17 protein-coding genes are annotated in these 16,952 nt (G+C 32.0%); 9 read left to right on the forward strand and 8 right to left on the reverse strand.

Annotated elements, in window-relative coordinates; all coding sequences use genetic code 11:
• Window positions 1-38: 38 nt before the first annotated feature.
• The 4 genes from ACTJIW_RS14190 to ACTJIW_RS14205 all read right to left on the reverse strand — a co-directional run bounded on the left by ACTJIW_RS14190 (window position 39) and on the right by ACTJIW_RS14205 (window position 2,993).
• The gene (locus ACTJIW_RS14190) at window positions 39-761 is read right to left on the reverse strand and encodes a head GIN domain-containing protein (protein WP_012024810.1); all 723 of its coding nucleotides are present in this window, start codon (window positions 759-761) and stop codon (window positions 39-41) included.
• A 20-nt stretch (window positions 762-781) separates the two neighbouring features.
• Window positions 782-1,840: a hypothetical protein gene (locus tag ACTJIW_RS14195; RefSeq protein WP_073411241.1), complete on the reverse strand. Its 1,059-nt coding sequence runs from the start codon at window positions 1,838-1,840 to the stop codon at window positions 782-784.
• Complete coding sequence (locus ACTJIW_RS14200; RefSeq protein WP_149207188.1) at window positions 1,824-2,360, reverse strand: anti-sigma factor; 537 nt, start codon at window positions 2,358-2,360, stop codon at window positions 1,824-1,826. Before ACTJIW_RS14200 ends, ACTJIW_RS14195 begins: the two co-directional genes overlap by 17 nt.
• A gap of 66 nt (window positions 2,361-2,426) precedes the next feature.
• Complete coding sequence (locus tag ACTJIW_RS14205; RefSeq protein WP_149207189.1) at window positions 2,427-2,993, reverse strand: RNA polymerase sigma factor; 567 nt, start codon at window positions 2,991-2,993, stop codon at window positions 2,427-2,429.
• Window positions 2,994-3,166: 173 nt separating this feature from the next.
• On the opposite strand from ACTJIW_RS14205, the gene ACTJIW_RS14210 reads away from it, so the two are divergent.
• From ACTJIW_RS14210 to rpsA, 8 genes are all read left to right on the forward strand, one after another.
• On the forward strand, window positions 3,167-3,859 hold the full coding sequence (locus ACTJIW_RS14210; protein WP_274250120.1) for a hypothetical protein: 693 nt from the start codon (window positions 3,167-3,169) through the stop codon (window positions 3,857-3,859).
• A 218-nt stretch (window positions 3,860-4,077) separates the two neighbouring features.
• Window positions 4,078-6,531, forward strand: a complete 2,454-nt coding sequence (gene lon / locus ACTJIW_RS14215; protein ID WP_121361164.1) for an endopeptidase La — start codon at window positions 4,078-4,080, stop codon at window positions 6,529-6,531.
• 145 nt (window positions 6,532-6,676) lie between these two features.
• On the forward strand, window positions 6,677-7,696 hold the full coding sequence (porQ, locus tag ACTJIW_RS14220) for a type IX secretion system protein PorQ (RefSeq protein ID WP_073411237.1): 1,020 nt from the start codon (window positions 6,677-6,679) through the stop codon (window positions 7,694-7,696).
• A 214-nt stretch (window positions 7,697-7,910) separates the two neighbouring features.
• The gene (gene cmk / locus ACTJIW_RS14225) at window positions 7,911-8,603 is read left to right on the forward strand and encodes a (d)CMP kinase (RefSeq protein WP_149207192.1); all 693 of its coding nucleotides are present in this window, start codon (window positions 7,911-7,913) and stop codon (window positions 8,601-8,603) included.
• A gap of 69 nt (window positions 8,604-8,672) precedes the next feature.
• Window positions 8,673-10,049: a nucleoside permease gene (locus ACTJIW_RS14230; protein ID WP_012024818.1), complete on the forward strand. Its 1,377-nt coding sequence runs from the start codon at window positions 8,673-8,675 to the stop codon at window positions 10,047-10,049.
• Window positions 10,050-10,201: 152 nt separating this feature from the next.
• Window positions 10,202-10,867: a hypothetical protein gene (locus tag ACTJIW_RS14235; protein WP_440716693.1), complete on the forward strand. Its 666-nt coding sequence runs from the start codon at window positions 10,202-10,204 to the stop codon at window positions 10,865-10,867.
• A gap of 60 nt (window positions 10,868-10,927) precedes the next feature.
• Window positions 10,928-11,671 carry a hypothetical protein gene (locus ACTJIW_RS14240; protein WP_440716692.1) on the forward strand — a complete coding sequence of 248 codons (744 nt, stop codon included), beginning with the start codon at window positions 10,928-10,930 and terminating at the stop codon, window positions 11,669-11,671.
• A 339-nt stretch (window positions 11,672-12,010) separates the two neighbouring features.
• A complete protein-coding gene (gene rpsA / locus ACTJIW_RS14245; RefSeq protein ID WP_012024823.1) occupies window positions 12,011-13,786 on the forward strand; it encodes a 30S ribosomal protein S1 in 1,776 nt (591 codons plus the stop codon).
• Between the two features lie 126 nt (window positions 13,787-13,912).
• On the opposite strand, the gene ACTJIW_RS14250 is transcribed toward rpsA, so the two are convergent.
• Both ACTJIW_RS14250 and ACTJIW_RS14255 read right to left on the reverse strand, forming a co-directional pair.
• On the reverse strand, window positions 13,913-14,449 hold the full coding sequence (locus ACTJIW_RS14250; RefSeq protein ID WP_440716691.1) for an ExbD/TolR family protein: 537 nt from the start codon (window positions 14,447-14,449) through the stop codon (window positions 13,913-13,915).
• 23 nt (window positions 14,450-14,472) lie between these two features.
• Window positions 14,473-14,997, reverse strand: coding sequence for an ExbD/TolR family protein (locus ACTJIW_RS14255; protein ID WP_440716690.1), 525 nt, complete (start codon window positions 14,995-14,997; stop codon window positions 14,473-14,475).
• A gap of 213 nt (window positions 14,998-15,210) precedes the next feature.
• On the opposite strand from ACTJIW_RS14255, the gene ACTJIW_RS14260 reads away from it, so the two are divergent.
• Window positions 15,211-15,765, forward strand: a complete 555-nt coding sequence (locus tag ACTJIW_RS14260; protein ID WP_012024826.1) for a fasciclin domain-containing protein — start codon at window positions 15,211-15,213, stop codon at window positions 15,763-15,765.
• Between the two features lie 60 nt (window positions 15,766-15,825).
• Here the strand turns inward: ACTJIW_RS14260 and ACTJIW_RS14265 are convergent, their stop codons facing one another.
• Both ACTJIW_RS14265 and ACTJIW_RS14270 read right to left on the reverse strand, forming a co-directional pair.
• Window positions 15,826-16,671 (reverse strand): EamA family transporter, encoded by an 846-nt coding sequence (locus tag ACTJIW_RS14265; RefSeq protein ID WP_440716689.1) that lies wholly within the window; start codon window positions 16,669-16,671, stop codon window positions 15,826-15,828.
• Between the two features lie 58 nt (window positions 16,672-16,729).
• Window positions 16,730-16,873, reverse strand: a complete 144-nt coding sequence (locus ACTJIW_RS14270; RefSeq protein ID WP_012024828.1) for a hypothetical protein — start codon at window positions 16,871-16,873, stop codon at window positions 16,730-16,732.
• Window positions 16,874-16,952: the final 79 nt, after the last annotated feature.

Below are 16,952 nucleotides of genomic sequence, written 5' to 3' on the forward strand. Positions count from 1 at the left end.
ATGATTTTTTTGTAATTCGTGATATTTTATTTAAATAATCAACCTTTATAAATTTTTCCAGAACCCGAAACTTTTACATCGCGTTTCTCTGGATTTCCTAAATATTTAATATTTCCAGAACCGGAAACTCTTCCTGTTAAACTTGTTTCACAGCTTACTACACTATTTCCAGAACCAGAAACCGTTACGTCTGCCGTTTTTGATTTTAAATTAGAGGCATTTACATTTCCGGAACCCGATATTTTGCTGGTAAAAGAATCTGTTTTTCCTTTTAAAACTATATCGCCTGAACCACTTAAAGCCAGATCAAAATTATTAGAATCAACATCTAAATCAAAATTTCCAGATCCTGATAACTTAGCAGAAAATGCATCGCTGTTAATTTTGTTTTTAGTCCTAACATCACCTGAACCTGATAAAGTAACCGCTGAAATTTTTTCAAAAGGAACCGTTATTTCGATTTTTTTTCCAGAACTGGTACGAATTTGAGTTCCTTTTTCAACATAAACTTTTAATTCGTTTCCTTCAACTTCTACTTTAATTGCCTGAAGCAGATTTTCTTCTCCTTTAATAATAATTTTCCCTTCTTTTCCAGAAACTAAATCAACATCAAAGAAACCTGCAATTCTAACACCGTCATAGTCTCCGGTTGTTCTGGTTTGCGTAACAACGTTTCCGTTTCCGTTTATTTTGGTTTGTGCATTAGATTTTGCTGTAATAAAACATACACTTAGTGCTAAGAGTAAAATTGATTTTTTCATTGTTTTGATTTTTTAGATGATTAATTTTTTGCTAGTGAAATATTCCCATAAGCCGAAGTAATATTGACTTTGTTTTGTCCTTTTTTCTTATAGAAACCGCTTATCCTTTTATTGTTGCTTTTTACTTCAGAAACTGAAATGTCTAAAGAATTATCATGTTTGATATTGGTATATCTTCCGGAAATATCAAAATCAAAAGCATAATTAGCGGCATATCCAATAGAAACATCAGTATATCCAGAATTGATGGTTACATTTCCTGCTTTTTCATTCATATTATCAATATTGATTTTGCTGTAATTGGTATCAAAAGATAAATTACTGGATATTTCGCCGATATTAACCGTTAAATAATTTCCTGAACCGTTTAATGAGTTAATTTTTTGAAACTTAAATGTGCCGTAATTACAGTTGTATTTGATGTTTTGGCCATCATTTAAATTCACATCTGTATAGTTTGCATCCAGATTTATATTTCCTGAATCATTAATTTTAAGGCCTGAATATCTCGCGTCGATATTTCCAGATTGTATATAATCAATACTAGAGTTTTGACAATAGGCAATTTCAACCTGATTGTTCGATCCGTTTAGTTTTCCAAGAGTGACTTTACCGTATTTACAGTTTATATCTGTTGAAGCTTCGGCGTTTGGAACAGAAATATTTCCGTACTTGTTTACCAGTTTAATACCACCGTTTTTTGGAATTTTAATTACATAGTTAATTTCAAAACTATTGTTGCTGCCTTTACTTTTTAAACTCGAATTACCAATTGAAGTTACGGCTGTTACAAGGCTTTTTAGAGCCGTGATATTTACGTCGATGCTGTTGAGTTTTTCGTTTACCCAGTTTTCATTTGGGCCGTTTACTTTAATTACAATATCCAGATCAATTTTATCTTCATCCCACGTATTGACAGTAATATTGCCGTATTTGTTGTCTATATCAATTCCGGCATTAGAATTTACTATGTATGTTTTTTTAATTGTTTTTTGTTTAGAGATGTAACTGTCATCGTTTGAGAATCCTAAAAAAGGAATCAAAAGCAATAAGATTAATATGTTATAATGTTTTTTCATGAGTTGTGTTTTTTAGATTTTCGTTTTCTTCAATTCGCTGTAATACGGTCTGTAAAAAAGAAATTCTAGTTTGCAGATTGCTTATCATAGCGTAAATAATTTGTTTGTTTTCTCCATTTTTTTGAACCTCTTTTAAGATTTTTTCATAATCGGCGTCAAAAACTTTCATTTGCTTTAAGGCGTCGTTTATGATTTGTTCATTTTCGGGAGAATTTTTTTCTTTTAATTTAACCAGCTCATTTTCAATCAAAATATTAAAGATAGAATCCGTACGTTTGGTTTCTTTTGAAGCAAATTTGAATTGCTTTGGCTTTTCATTATTATTGTAAAGCACCGATACCCCTAAAAGCAATGCAATGGTTGCGGCAATGGCCCAGCCGGCGTAATTCTTTTTTCTAGATGTTGTTTTGTTCAACTTGTTTAAGAAATCAATTTGATGATCCGGATTCATTTCATGAATATCCCATTGATTTTCAAACTTGTTAAATAATTGATCTAATTCGTCATTTTCCTTTTTCATATATCCAAAATTTATTTTTAGAAGTGTTGCTGTTATCTTTTTTATTGGCAGGTAATTAATCTGCTTTTAAGTAATGATTTCAATATCTTCTAATTTTTTTCGTAAACTTTCTTTAGCGCGGCTTATAGTTGTTCTGCAGTTAGCATAACTAATATTTAATATTTCGCAAATTTCTTCCTGATCGTAGCCTTCTATGTAAAAAAGGTTTAAAACCATTCTGTAATTATCCTTTAAACCTGAAATAGTATCTAAAACTTGTTTCACTTTAAGAGAATTCAAATCGATGCTTTCAGATAAAATAGAATCGCTTTCTTCAATTTTATAAAGCGTTTTGTTTATGTCTTCCATCTGAAAAGCATTGTTCTTTTTATAAAAATCAATACTAGAATTAATAATGATTCTTTTAAGCCATGCTCCAAAAGCGACTTCCTGTTTATAATCGTTAATTTTTGTAAAAGCTTTCAAAAAACCTTCCTGCATGACGTCTTGTGCAAAATGCTCGTCTTTTACAATCCTGTAAGCTACGTTATACATTGCTTTACAATAACGATTGTAAATTTCGAATTGAGCCTTTTGATTCTTGCTTTTACAAAGCGCGATTAATTCTTCGATATTTTGATTAGTTATACTCAAGTAATTTTTGCTGGTTTATTATAATGACTTTACTTTTTTTAAGATGTTACAGTTTGAATAAACTTTTTTTATTTTTTTTCTGCTTTTACGTCAAGCCGTAAGGAAAAACAAAATGATCGGTTTACTTTTGGTTAGAAATTTACCTACAATATACCATTAACAAATCTAAAACTATGAAAAAACTAAAAAGCCTAATGTTAATGACATTATTTGTGTCAACAACTTTATTTACATCATGTTCAAGTGATTCTGGAAGCGATGATACGGCACCAGAAAATTCTCAAGGAGATTATTGGCCGGCAGCAGTTGGTAATCAATGGGTTTTCAGCCAAAATGGAACCGAAACCTCAATGAAAATTGTCAGCTCACAAAAAGTAAACAACGATACTTATTTTAAATTCGACAAATTATTTGTGTCATCTTCTAGTGAAGTTGCAGGTTCAGCATCAGCATCGATTAAAAAAGTGCAGGGAGATTACTTTATCAAACTAGATGATATTAATGTTAGTGCAAATGGTTTTTCTGGAAAAATAAGCGGGTATGAATTTATTTTCTTTAAGGATTATTTAGATGTAAATAAAACATGGACAGGAACTTATACGCAAGAAACCACATATACTGGTTTTGGAACTATTAAAACAACAACAAAATACACAGGTACAATTTTAGAAAAAGGAATAACTACTGTTGTAAAAAATGTTACTCATAAAGATGTTATTAGGTTTAAACTAAAACTTGAAACATCATTAGAAGGACAGAGTGCCGGTTCTACCGAAGCAGAATATTGGATTGCTAAAGGTGTAGGGGTTATTAAGTTTAATTATAATGATTCAGCTTCTGAACTAGCTTCTTACAAAATAAATTAAGAATATTCCAAATAAAGATTTTAAAAGCCGAAATTAACTTTCGGCTTTTTTTATACTATTAAAACAATTCAAAACTGCCGATTTTTGGATTTGGCATAATGATTGTCTATTTTTACGACCTAACCTGTAAATACAATGCCTGATAGAAATTAAGGCTTTTCATAATTTATTTACAGTTAGTTTTAAACTTTTAATGACAAAACGACTTATATATTATTATGTCAAATCATAAAATACTCACTATTGACAATCTGTCACTTCAAGAATTCGATTCAGAAGCAGAATTAATTCCATTATTAACTCCAGAGGACGAAGAGGAAATGAATAATGAAGAACTTCCTGTTTCTCTGCCAATTTTGCCTTTAAGAAATACTGTTTTATTTCCGGGAGTTGTAATTCCAATTTCTGCAGGAAGAGACAAATCGATAAAATTAATTAATGATGCCAACGCGGGCGGAAAAATTATTGGTGTAGTTTCTCAGATTAATGAAGAAGACGAAGACCCGTCAAAAGATGATATTCATAAAATAGGTACTGTAGCACGCATTTTACGTGTTTTAAAAATGCCTGACGGAAACGTAACCGTTATTTTACAAGGAAAAAAACGTTTTGAGATAGACGAAGTAGTTTCTGAAGAACCATATATGACAGCTTCTATTAAAGAAGTATCAGAAGAACGTCCGGATGAAAATGACAGCGAGTTTACAGCAATTTTAGATTCTGTAAAAGAATTGGCAATCCAGATTATTAAAGAAAGTCCAAACATTCCGTCTGAAGCAACATTTGCAATTAAAAACATTGAAAGCCAGTCGTTTTTAATCAATTTTGTTTCTTCAAACATGAATTTATCTGTAAAAGAAAAACAAGGTCTTTTATCAATAAATGGCTTAAAAGAACGTGCTTTAGAAACATTGCGTTACATGAATGTTGAACTTCAAAAATTAGAATTGAAGAATGACATTCAGTCAAAAGTTCGTTTTGATTTAGATCAGCAGCAAAGAGAATATTTCCTTCACCAGCAAATGAAAACCATTCAGGAAGAATTGGGAGGCGTTTCGCAGGAAGAAGAAATGGACGAAATGGGGCAGAAAGCGAAAACCAAAAAATGGGACGAAAAAACGCAGAAACATTTCGAAAAAGAATTATCTAAAATGCGCCGTATGAATCCCCAGTCGCCGGATTTTGGAATTCAGCGCAACTATTTAGAGTTGTTTTTAGAATTACCTTGGGGAGAATACTCAAAAGATAAATTCGATTTAAAACATGCTCAAAAAGTTTTAGATAAAGACCACTTTGGACTTGACGAAGTAAAGAAAAGAATGATTGAACATTTGGCAGTTTTAAAATTGCGAAATGATATGAAATCGCCAATTATATGTTTAACAGGGCCTCCAGGAGTTGGTAAAACGTCTATTGGCCGTTCTGTAGCAGAAGCTTTAGGACGTGAATATGTTCGTATTTCTTTAGGTGGTTTACGTGACGAAGCGGAAATCCGCGGTCATAGAAAAACCTACATTGGCGCAATGCCCGGACGAATTATACAAAGTCTGAAAAAAGCAGGAACATCAAACCCGGTATTTATTCTGGATGAGATTGATAAATTATCAAGCGGCAACAGCGGCGATCCTTCATCTGCCTTGTTAGAAGTTTTAGATCCGGAGCAAAACAATGCTTTTTATGATAATTTCCTTGAAATGGGATACGATTTATCTAAAGTAATGTTTATTGCGACTTCAAATAATATGGCAGCAATTCAGCCGGCATTACGTGACAGAATGGAAGTCATCAAAATGTCAGGTTATACAATTGAAGAAAAAGTAGAAATTGCAAAAAGACACCTTTTTCCAAAACAATTAGAAGCTCATGGTTTAACTTCTAAAGATTTAACTATTGGTAAAAAACAATTAGAAAAAATCGTTGAAGGTTATACAAGAGAATCTGGAGTACGTAATTTAGAAACAAAAATTGCTCAGGTAATTCGTAATGCTGCAAAAGCAGTAGCGATGGAAGAGGAGTACAATAAAAAAGTTACTGACGAAGATATCGTAAAAGTATTAGGTGTTCCAAGATTAGAACGCGATAAATACGAAAATAACGATGTTGCCGGTGTTGTAACTGGTTTAGCATGGACGAGTGTAGGCGGAGATATTTTATTTATTGAATCATTAATTTCTGAAGGAAAAGGAGCGTTGACGATTACCGGAAACCTTGGAAATGTAATGAAAGAATCGGCTACAATTGCTCTTGAGTATATTAAAGCTAATGCTAAAAAACTTGGACTAGCAATTGAGTTGTTCCAAAAATACAATATTCACCTGCATGTTCCGGAAGGAGCTACTCCAAAAGACGGACCAAGTGCTGGTATTGCAATGCTTACTTCTTTAGTGTCATTATTAACACAAAAGAAAGTAAAGAAAAGCCTTGCTATGACAGGAGAAATTACGTTACGCGGAAAAGTTTTGCCTGTTGGTGGAATTAAAGAAAAAATTCTTGCAGCGAAAAGAGCAGGTATTAAAGAAATTATTCTTTGTCACGAAAATAAAAGCGACATAGATGAAATTAAAGAAGAATACTTAGAAGGTCTTACTTTTCATTATGTAAAAGAAATGAGCGAAGTTTTAACAATAGCTTTGACTGACCAAAATGTAAAAAATGCTAAGACATTAAAATAAACTTCTGTTAATTTTAAAACTATAAAAATCCAAATTCCAGTTGTTGTATTGGAGTTTGGATTTTTTTTATTGTATCTCATTTTTTGAGGTATATAATTTTATATTTGCATCTGCGTTATTCCATATATAGGAACGCCCAAAACGAATGTTAAAACACTATGTTTTATTTTTAATGATACTAATTTGTTCGGTTTCTTTCGGGCAGATTGGAGGGCGTTACACTTATCAATTTCTTAACCTGACAACCAATCCTCGTCAGGCCGCACTGGGCGGTAAAATAATTACCATTTATGATGAAGATGTCAATCAGGCTATGTCAAATCCAGCGGCCTTAAACGCAGATATGGACAATCATTTGGCGTTAAATTATGGAAATTATTACGGCGAAGCTTCTTACGGAACGGGTTCTTATGCTTATACTTACGATCGTCACTTGCAGACTTTTTATGCAGGAGTGAATTATATTAATTACGGATCTTTTGAAGGTTATGATGAAAACGGTCAAAGAACATCTGATTTTACAGGAAGTGAAGGTGCATTATCAGTTGGTTATGCTTATAATGTTCCTTTTACAGATCTGCATATAGGTGTAAATGGTAAATTGATAACCTCTACTCTGGAAAGTTATAATTCGATTGGCGGCGCCTTAGATTTAGGATTTTTATATATAGACGAAAGAAACGATATAAATTATGCGCTTGTATTTAGAAATATAGGCACACAATTTAAAACCTATTCTGGAATAAAAGAAAATCTGCCTTTTGAAATTACTGCCGGAATTTCTCAGGAATTAGAACATATTCCTCTTCGCTGGCATCTTACTTTAGAGAATTTACAGCAATGGAATATCGCTTTTTCAAATCCTGTGCGCGGCGAGACCAATATAGACGGAACAACAAATGCTGAAAAAGTTTCATTTGTAAATAATGCTTTGAGACATGTTGTATTTGGTGTCGAGCTTTTTCCGCAAAGAGCTTTTAATGTGCGTTTAGGATATAATTTTAGAAGAGGAGAAGAATTACGTGTTGAAGAACAGCGTAATTTTTCAGGAGTTTCACTAGGGTTTGGTTTACGAATGAATAAGTTAAAATTTAACTATTCGTATTCAAGATATACATTAGCAGCAAATACAAGTCTTTTTGGGTTGGTTTTAAACCTTCAATAACAACACTTTTCAATAATAATATATCCTTTTGTGATCGTATAATACGGCTGTAAAAGGATTTTTTAATGAATGCATTTTTGAGCAGTTCTGTATAAGAAAAAGTTTAATATTATTGAGTATTCGATTTAAAAAGAAAGATGGCTACATTTGCAATAGTTTTATTTTGTTTCCGCAAAAAAGAATGAATTAAGAATAAAAATTTAAAAATAAACAATTGAAAAAAATTACCATTGCTATTGACGGTTTTTCATCTACCGGAAAAAGTACATTAGCGAAACAGCTGGCAAAAGAACTGGAATATGTGTATGTAGATACTGGAGCTATGTATCGTGCAGTGGCTTATTTTGCCATGCAGAATAAGTTTATTGGAGCAGATTTTTTTAATAAAGAAGCCTTGATAGAAGCCTTGCCAAAAATTCAATTAGAGTTTAAATTTAATAGTGATTTAGGTTTTGCAGAAATGTACTTAAACGGCGAGAATGTTGAAAAACAAATTAGAACTATTGAAGTTTCGAATTTTGTAAGCAAAGTTGCCGAAGTTTCTCAAGTTCGTTCAAAATTAGTTGAACAGCAACAGGAAATGGGAACCAATAAAGCAATTGTTATGGACGGCCGTGATATTGGAACCGTAGTTTTTCCTAATGCCGAACTTAAAATTTTTATGACTGCCAGTGCAGAAACCCGAGCTCAAAGACGCTTTGATGAATTACAGCAAAAAGGCGATAATGTTTCTTATGAAGATGTTTTAAAAAATGTAGTAGAAAGAGATTACATCGATACGCACCGCGAAGATTCTCCTTTGGTAATTGCTGATGATGCTATTGAGATTGATAATTCTTACTTAAATAAAGAAGAGCAATTTGCTGCAGTTTTAGAATTAGTAAACGATGTTGTTAAAATAGATTAATTTTTTGTAGATATTATTTTTAATGGTAGTTTTACGACTTCATTTTTACTAAAAAGACAATTTCATTATATGGGAATTAAAAACAGGTTAATCTTTATGAGCTTTCTTCAATTTTTTGTTTGGGGAGCCTGGCTTATCACAATTGGAAATTATTGGTTTGGAACCAAAAATTGGGAAGGAACACAATTTGGTTTAGTATTTGGAACCATGGGAATTGCTTCTTTATTCATGCCTACATTAACCGGAATTATTGCCGACAGATGGGTTAACGCTGAAAAATTATATGGAATTTTACATATCGTTTACGCAGCAGTTTTATTTGGAATTGCACAAGTTGTAACTCCTGATAATTTTATTCTTGTAATGCTTTTGGCAATGTGCTGCTATATGCCTACAATTGCTTTAAGTAACTCTATTTCATACACTTCGCTAAAATTAAACAATAAAAATATCGTAAAAGATTTTCCGCCAATTCGTGTTTGGGGAACTATTGGTTTTATTGTAGCAATGTGGATTACGAATCTAAGCGGTAGTAAAGCAACTGAATATCAGTTTTATATAGCTGGAGTTGGTGCTTTAATTTTAGGAATTTACGCTTTTACATTACCAAAATGTGAGCCGCAGCGTTTGATAAAAGAAAATGCTTCGTGGATAGAAACTTTTGGTTTAGAATCGTTTAAATTATTTGCGAACTACAAAATGGCTTTGTTTTTTGTTTTCTCTATGTTTTTAGGAGGAGCTTTACAATTAACAAATGCTTATGGTGATGTATTTTTAGATGAATTTAAACATTTTCCAAAATATGCAGATTCTTTCGTAATTCAATATTCGACTATTATTATGTCGATTTCACAAGTCTCTGAAACGTTATTTATTTTGGCGATTCCATTTTTCTTAAGACGTTTTGGAATCAAACAAGTTATGCTTATCAGTATGCTGGCTTGGGTTTTACGTTTCGGATTATTTGCTTTTGGAGATCCTGTAAATGGTTTATGGATGATTATTCTTTCTTGTATTGTATACGGAATGGCATTTGATTTCTTTAATATTTCGGGTTCATTATTCGTAGAAAGTAATACAGATTCTAAAATTCGTTCTTCTGCACAAGGTTTATTTATGATGATGACCAATGGAGTAGGAGCAGTTTTAGGAAGTTTGACTTCTGGATGGGCAATCGATCGATTCTTTACAAAATCGTTTAATACTACCGTAGAATTGGCAGGTTTTTTACAAACAGATGCTTCTAACCAAAAAATGGCTGAATTTGTAAAAAGTCAGGGAAATTCAATTTCTGCTGATGGTGCTTTTTCAAACCCGGTTTTAATGAAAGACTGGCATACAATCTGGCTTTCGTTTGCAATTTATGCTTTAGTAATTGCAATTGCTTTTGCTGTTTTGTTTAAGCACAAACATGACCCAAAAGAGATAGAAAATTTAAGTCATTAATATTTTAGACCTATAAAAAATCCCGTTTTCGATTTATTGAAAACGGGATTTTTTTCTTTATGTGTATATTTGAAATAATATTCTTAATTTTTAATATGCAGTATCAGCAAAAAAAAATACTTCCGCCTTTTAGGCCAGTTAATTCAAAACCAATGTTTTTTTTAAATGCAGTTTTTGGTTTGTTTTGGGTATTCTTTGCGCTTTTCTTTTTAGGAGGAATCGTTTTTTTATCAATAAATTCTCGTGAAGAAACCGGACTGGATGAAAAAGGAACTTTGGCCTTATTCTGTGTCTTTTCTCTAATTATTCTAGCGATAATAGGATTGATGATATATTCTAGAAAAAAGATGTATACATCAATTATAATTGACGAAAAAGGAATTCGCTATTTGAATGCATTCAATAACAAAGTTAGAAAAGAAATTCGCTGGAGTAATTTTGCAAAAAGAGAAAAAGTCACCTATATATTAGAACCTCCAAAATTTGATGTTTCTTATGTTCGACAATCAAAATCTTTTTTTGACCAGTTTTTCTGGCCGGTTTTAATAAATAATAAAATAGAAGTTCATAGTGAAATGTTTTTAGGTAAACATTTTTTTGCAATGCTCTATGCTAATCGATTAGAATTGATTAGAACTTTTTTACTTGGATTGGCGCATTACAGACCAGATATTACTGTAAATCCGGAAATTTTTAGTAATCATTATATTGATATGGAAAGTTATACAATTGATTATAATCAACGCAGAAAAATTGGAATTATAGCAGGATTAGTTTGCGCCTTGATTTTTACAATTATATATTTTTTGGTTTTCTAAACAGTAAACAGTTTTTTAGGATTACAATTTTTTCAATATTTTAGTGTTTTTTTAATGACTATGAACAGCCAAACAAAAAATCTTCCTCCATTTCATTCAGTAACTTCTAGTCCGTCTAAAATCAAAAATTATGGTTTAGGTTTTCTAATGTTGATTTCTTTTCTATTGGTTTTAGGGGTTTTCTTTTTTATTTTGTTTTTTCTGCCTTTTGAACAAAATATGATTTACATATGCATTTTATTGATTCTTCCAATAATTCTTCAAGTCATTTACTTAAGAAAAACGATGAAGCATACCACTACGATTATTGATAATCGCGGTATTCATTATGTAAATAGATTTAATCATAAAATTGAAAATACAATATCATGGAATAGTTTTGAAAAGAGCGACAATTTTAGAGGAAAAATAACAGGAATAAATTCCTCATCTGATTCAGATCTTTTACAATATGATGTTTTTGCAAAAATGGTAGGAAGCGGCAAATATAGTCACGAAGCGTTTTTCTGGTTCGTTTCGGAAAACGGAAATATAGAAGCTCACAAAGAAACATTTTCCGGGAATCATATTTTTAGTATGCTTTATTCAAACAAACTTGAATTAGTAAGAGGTTTGTTGTTAGGAGTATCGCACTTTAGACCCGACTTAAGAATTCATCCTAAAGCTTTTAGTGTGTATTATATAAATCCTGATACTTTTGCCGTAGAATATGAAAAAAGAAAAGAAGATATTAATTCAGCTCTTTTTATAACGGCACTTGTTATTATAATTACAGTGTTTGTAATGCTTTTTGTTTTCTTTTAATATTAATACATGAGGCCCTCTGTAGTAGTTATGAAAGACAAAAGGATTTAATCTAGCCCCGATAGAGCGGATATCCTTGTATGGTAGGGTTCACCATAAAAGATAGGAGTGAAAGCGGGACTAAACGTTATTAAAGAGACAAAACATTCTGCTTCTTAAACAAATGATTGATAATCAATCTGAATTTATTTTGTAAGTCCAAATATTTGTAGTAATTTTGCAGACCTTTTGGCAGAGAAGAGTTTCCTTTAGGTATCAACCATTTATGTAAAACAACTTCTGTATTTTCTATCGCATAGAGAAACTCGAGAAAAACAGAATACAAATTTTTTTATCAGCATGTCTGAACAAACAAAATCACAAGAAGAGTTTTTAGCAAATTTTAACTGGCACAACTTCCAAGAAGGAATCGATGCAGTAGATGAAAAAAACTTACAAGAGTTTGAAGAACTAGTATCAAAAACTTTCATCGCTACAGATCAAGAAGAAGTAGTTGAAGGAGTTGTTGTTAGAATTACAGATAGAGACGTAATCGTTGATATCAATGCTAAATCTGAAGGTGTTATTTCTTTAAACGAATTTCGTTACAACCCAAATTTAAAAGTAGGTGACAAAGTAGAAGTATTAATCGACATCCGTGAGGATAAAACAGGTCAATTAGTATTATCTCACAGAAAAGCACGTACTATCAAATCTTGGGATAGAGTTATTGCAGCTAATGAAACTGGAGAAATCGTTAACGGTTTTGTTAAATGCAGAACTAAAGGAGGTATGATTGTTGACGTATTCGGTATCGAAGCGTTCTTACCTGGATCTCAAATTGACGTTAAGCCAATTAGAGACTACGATGTATATGTAAACAAAATGATGGAATTCAAAGTGGTAAAAATCAACCACGAATTCAAAAACGTAGTTGTATCTCATAAAGCTCTTATTGAGGCTGATATTGAAGTACAGAAAAAAGAGATCATCGGTCAATTACAAAAAGGACAAGTATTAGAAGGTGTTGTTAAAAACATTACTTCTTATGGTGTCTTCATTGACTTAGGTGGTGTTGACGGATTAATTCACATTACTGACCTTTCTTGGAGTAGAATCAACCACCCAAGTGAAGTTCTTGAATTAGACCAAAAATTAAACGTTGTAATCCTTGATTTCGATGATGAGAAAACAAGAATTCAATTAGGATTGAAACAATTAAACGCTCACCCATGGGATGCTTTAGATGCTAACTTAACTGTTGGTGACAAAGTTAAAGGTAAAGTAGTTGTAATCGCTGATTACGGTGCATTTATCGAAGTTGCTGAAGGTGTTGAAGGTTTAATCCACGTTTCTGAAATGTCATGGTCAACTCACTTACGTTCTGCTCAGGACTTCGTGAAAGTTGGAGATGTTGTTGAAGCAGTTATCTTAACTCTAGACAGAGAAGATCGTAAGATGTCATTAGGTATCAAACAATTAACTCAAGATCCATGGACTGACATTACTTCTAAATACCCAGTAGGTTCTAAACATACAGGTATCGTTAGAAACTTTACAAACTTTGGTATTTTCGTAGAATTAGAAGAAGGAATTGATGGATTAATCTACATCTCTGACTTATCTTGGACTAAGAAAATTAAACACCCATCTGAGTTTGTAAACGTTGGTGAAAAACTTGATGTTGTTGTATTAGAGTTAGATGTTGAAGGACGTAAATTATCTTTAGGTCACAAACAAACTACTGCTAATCCTTGGGATCAATACGAAGATTCTTTCGCTGTAGGAACTATCCACAACGGTGAGATTTCTGAAATCGTTGACAAAGGAGCTACTGTAGAATTCGGAGATGATATCGTTGCTTTCATTCCTACTCGTCACCTTGAAAAAGAAGACGGAAAGAAATTGAAAAAAGGTGATACAGCTGATTTCAAAGTAATTGAATTCAACAAAGAATTCAAAAGAGTAGTTGCTTCTCACACTGCTATCTTCAGAGAAGAAGAAGAGAAAAACGTGAAAGCTGCTGCTGAAACTACTGCATCTGCATCTACAAACGCACCAGCTGCGACTTTAGGTGACAACAATGATGTATTAGCTGCTTTAAAAGCTAAAATGGAAAAAACTGAGAAAAAATAATTCTTAGATTTTTTATAAATAGAAAGTCCCACAGCAATGTGGGACTTTTTTTGTATTTTAGGTTTCAGGTTTGTTTCGTTTGTCAGTTCGAGCGGAGTCGAGAATCCTTTTGAAAATGATTTTTTTCTATTTTGAAGCTAATAGTTTTTCTTCTTCTGGAGTAAAATCATTTACGATAGCATAAGTGTCTATTTTTGTAATAGCCATTTCATCTAAAATATCTACTAAATTTTTAAAATTAGACTTTTTACTTGGCTTTATAATCACGATAGGTCCATTTTTAGGTTTTCCTACTGAAGCAGAGTATTCAATAATGTTTTTTCTTCTTTTTTCTAGTTCTTTACGTATTCCATTTTTTCCAAATTCGATTGTTTTTGGAAGATATTCTGAATAACCAAATAATCCAGAATAAGTTATTATTTTATTATTATCATCAAGTATAATTGTAATTACGCGATTGTCGATGCCCATATGACAGCCGCCACGCCATCCACAAGTGTATGCATCATAATCTGGTAAACTTAAATCCATAACCTTAGGTTTTTTCAATTCTCCAATAACCATAAAAAATATAATCAGCATAAATGAAACGCTGACCATTGCGGTTAAATCAACTCTAGAACTTAATTTTTTGCTTCTGATTTTTTGTGGTAGATTTTTCATAGATTCTAGTTTAAGTAAAGGAATTATTTTGAAGCTAATAATTTAGATTCTTCGGGTGTAAATTCTGGTATAATAGCATAAGTACTTATTTCTGCAATAGCCATTTCATCTAAAATATCTACCAAATTTTTATAATTCGATTTTTTAGCAGGCTTTATAATTACAACAAGATCATCTGGCTTTATTGTTTTAGAAGTATATTTAAGTATACTATTTTTTCTTTTTAATAATTCTTTACGAACTCCATCTTTTCCATATTTTATTTCTTTTGGAGAAATTATTGGTGAACTTAAAAGTCCAACATAATAGATTAACTTATTGTTTCCTCCTAATATTAAAGTTATAGATCTATTTTCACCTTCTATAATTCGAGGTTTGCAGTCACAACATCCATGATCGGGAAAATCAATGTCAATTATTTTTGGTTTCGATAATTCCCCAACAACCATAAAAAATATAATCAGCAAAAAAGAAACGCTGACCATTGCGGTTAAATCAACTCTGGAACTTAATTTTTTGCTTCTTATTTTTTTAGGTAGATTTTTCATAAAATAATGAATTTATTTACTAAAGTTAAAAATAAATTTAACATATCGACATGATCAAATTTAAAAATAATTAAAAAATAATTTGAGAGTTAAGTCTTTGTTTTACAGTGTTATTTGATGATCTTTTAATATTTATTAAACTTTTTTGAAAATTTAATAAAACCAAAACAACTTTATCCCCGTAAATGAGCTTATAACTTAAAAACATTTATTATGAAAACTAGAAAATTTTTAGCAGTGGCAGTTTTAGCTTTAGGATTTGCATTTACATCAAATGCTCAAAAATCAGTAATGGTTGGAGGAGCAGCTATGTATCCAAATAAAAATATAATTGAAAATGCCGTTAATTCTAAAGACCACACTACACTTGTCGCTGCTGTAAAAGCTGCCGGGTTAGTAGAAACACTTCAAGGTGCAGGACCATTTACTGTTTTTGCTCCAACTAATGCTGCTTTTGATAAATTACCAAAAGGAACTGTAGAATCATTATTAAAACCTGAAAACAAAAAAACACTTCAAACGATCTTGACCTATCATGTTGTTGCAGGAAAAATGAACGCATCTGATATTGCAAAAGCAATAAAAGAAGGAAAAGGAAAAGCAACTCTAAAAACGGTTAGCGGTGGTACTCTTACAGCGTGGATGAAAGGAAAAGATTTATATATTACAGATGAAAATGGTAATAAATCTAAAGTAACAATTGCAGATGTGAATCAGTCAAATGGTGTTATTCATGTAGTTGATGCAGTATTATTACCAAAAAAATAATAAGATCTCCAAAACAGAATACCTATATTGAAAAAGTCCTGCTTATAAAGCAGGACTTTTTTATTTTTTGGCTGTTAAAGTACTTCCGGCAGAAGCAGTTACAACACAAACAACAGCTAAAATTTCATAAAAACTAAGACTTTCCTGCAGGAAAATAAAAGCACATATAGATGCTGCTGCTGGTTCTAAACTCATTAAAATACTAAAAGTACGCGGAGGAAGCTGTCCTAATGCTTTCATTTCTAATGTAAACGGAATAGCACTGGATAAAAGAGCCAATGCGACACCCATTCCGAAAAGTTTTGGCGTAAGATTGGTTAATCCGTTTTCAATGAAACCAAAAGGCAATACTAAAATAGCAGCAAACAACATTCCGGTTGACACTGCATGACCATCGTTCATTATTTTTGAAATTTTTCCGCCCAAAACAATATAAGCTGCCCAAAATGCCCCGGCTAAAAGTGCGCATAAAATTCCCAAAGGATCTAAGCGGTCATTTGTCCAGGGTGCAATTAGTAAAATACCAATTGCCGCCAATACAACCCAGCAATAGTCGACTAAACGTTTTGAACCTGCAATGGCTAGCAGCAAAGGACCAACGAATTCTAAAGTAACGGCTAAGCCAATAGGAATTCTTTCGATAGCAAAATAAAAAATCAAATTCATTGCTCCTAAAGACAAACCGTACGGAATTACAATTTTCCATTGATCAGGCGTTATGGTTTTCAAATTAGGTCTGTAAGCCAATAATAAAATCAGCGCCGAAACACCAATACGTATAGAAGCAGTTCCTGCTGCTCCAATTGCCGGAAAAAGTGTTTTAGCAATTGCAGCGCCGCACTGCACACTAATAATAGCTAATAATACAGCCGGAACAGGAGGGAGTTTAATTTCTTTATTTTTCATAAAAGGGAATACAGAAATATGAGTGAACCATTTCTGTTAAACAAAAGATATATTTGATTTAATTGCCCAAAGCTCGTTTGGTAACAAAGGCGCGATAACCAATTATCGCCATCTGCCATTTCTTTGCTTTTGAAATGTCCAGTCCTTGTTTTGTAAAACTAGGCAGCAGAATTTTATTTAATTTGGCTAAAAATTTATACATAGCAGATTTGTTTTTTCAAAGATATAAAAAAAGACTTTGCAGCTGGCAAAGTCTTTTTTGTGGTTTAAGAAGAGCTCTT

Source organism: Flavobacterium sp. 22659 (assembly GCF_052044235.1).
Classification (GTDB): Bacteria; Bacteroidota; Bacteroidia; order Flavobacteriales; family Flavobacteriaceae; genus Flavobacterium; species Flavobacterium johnsoniae.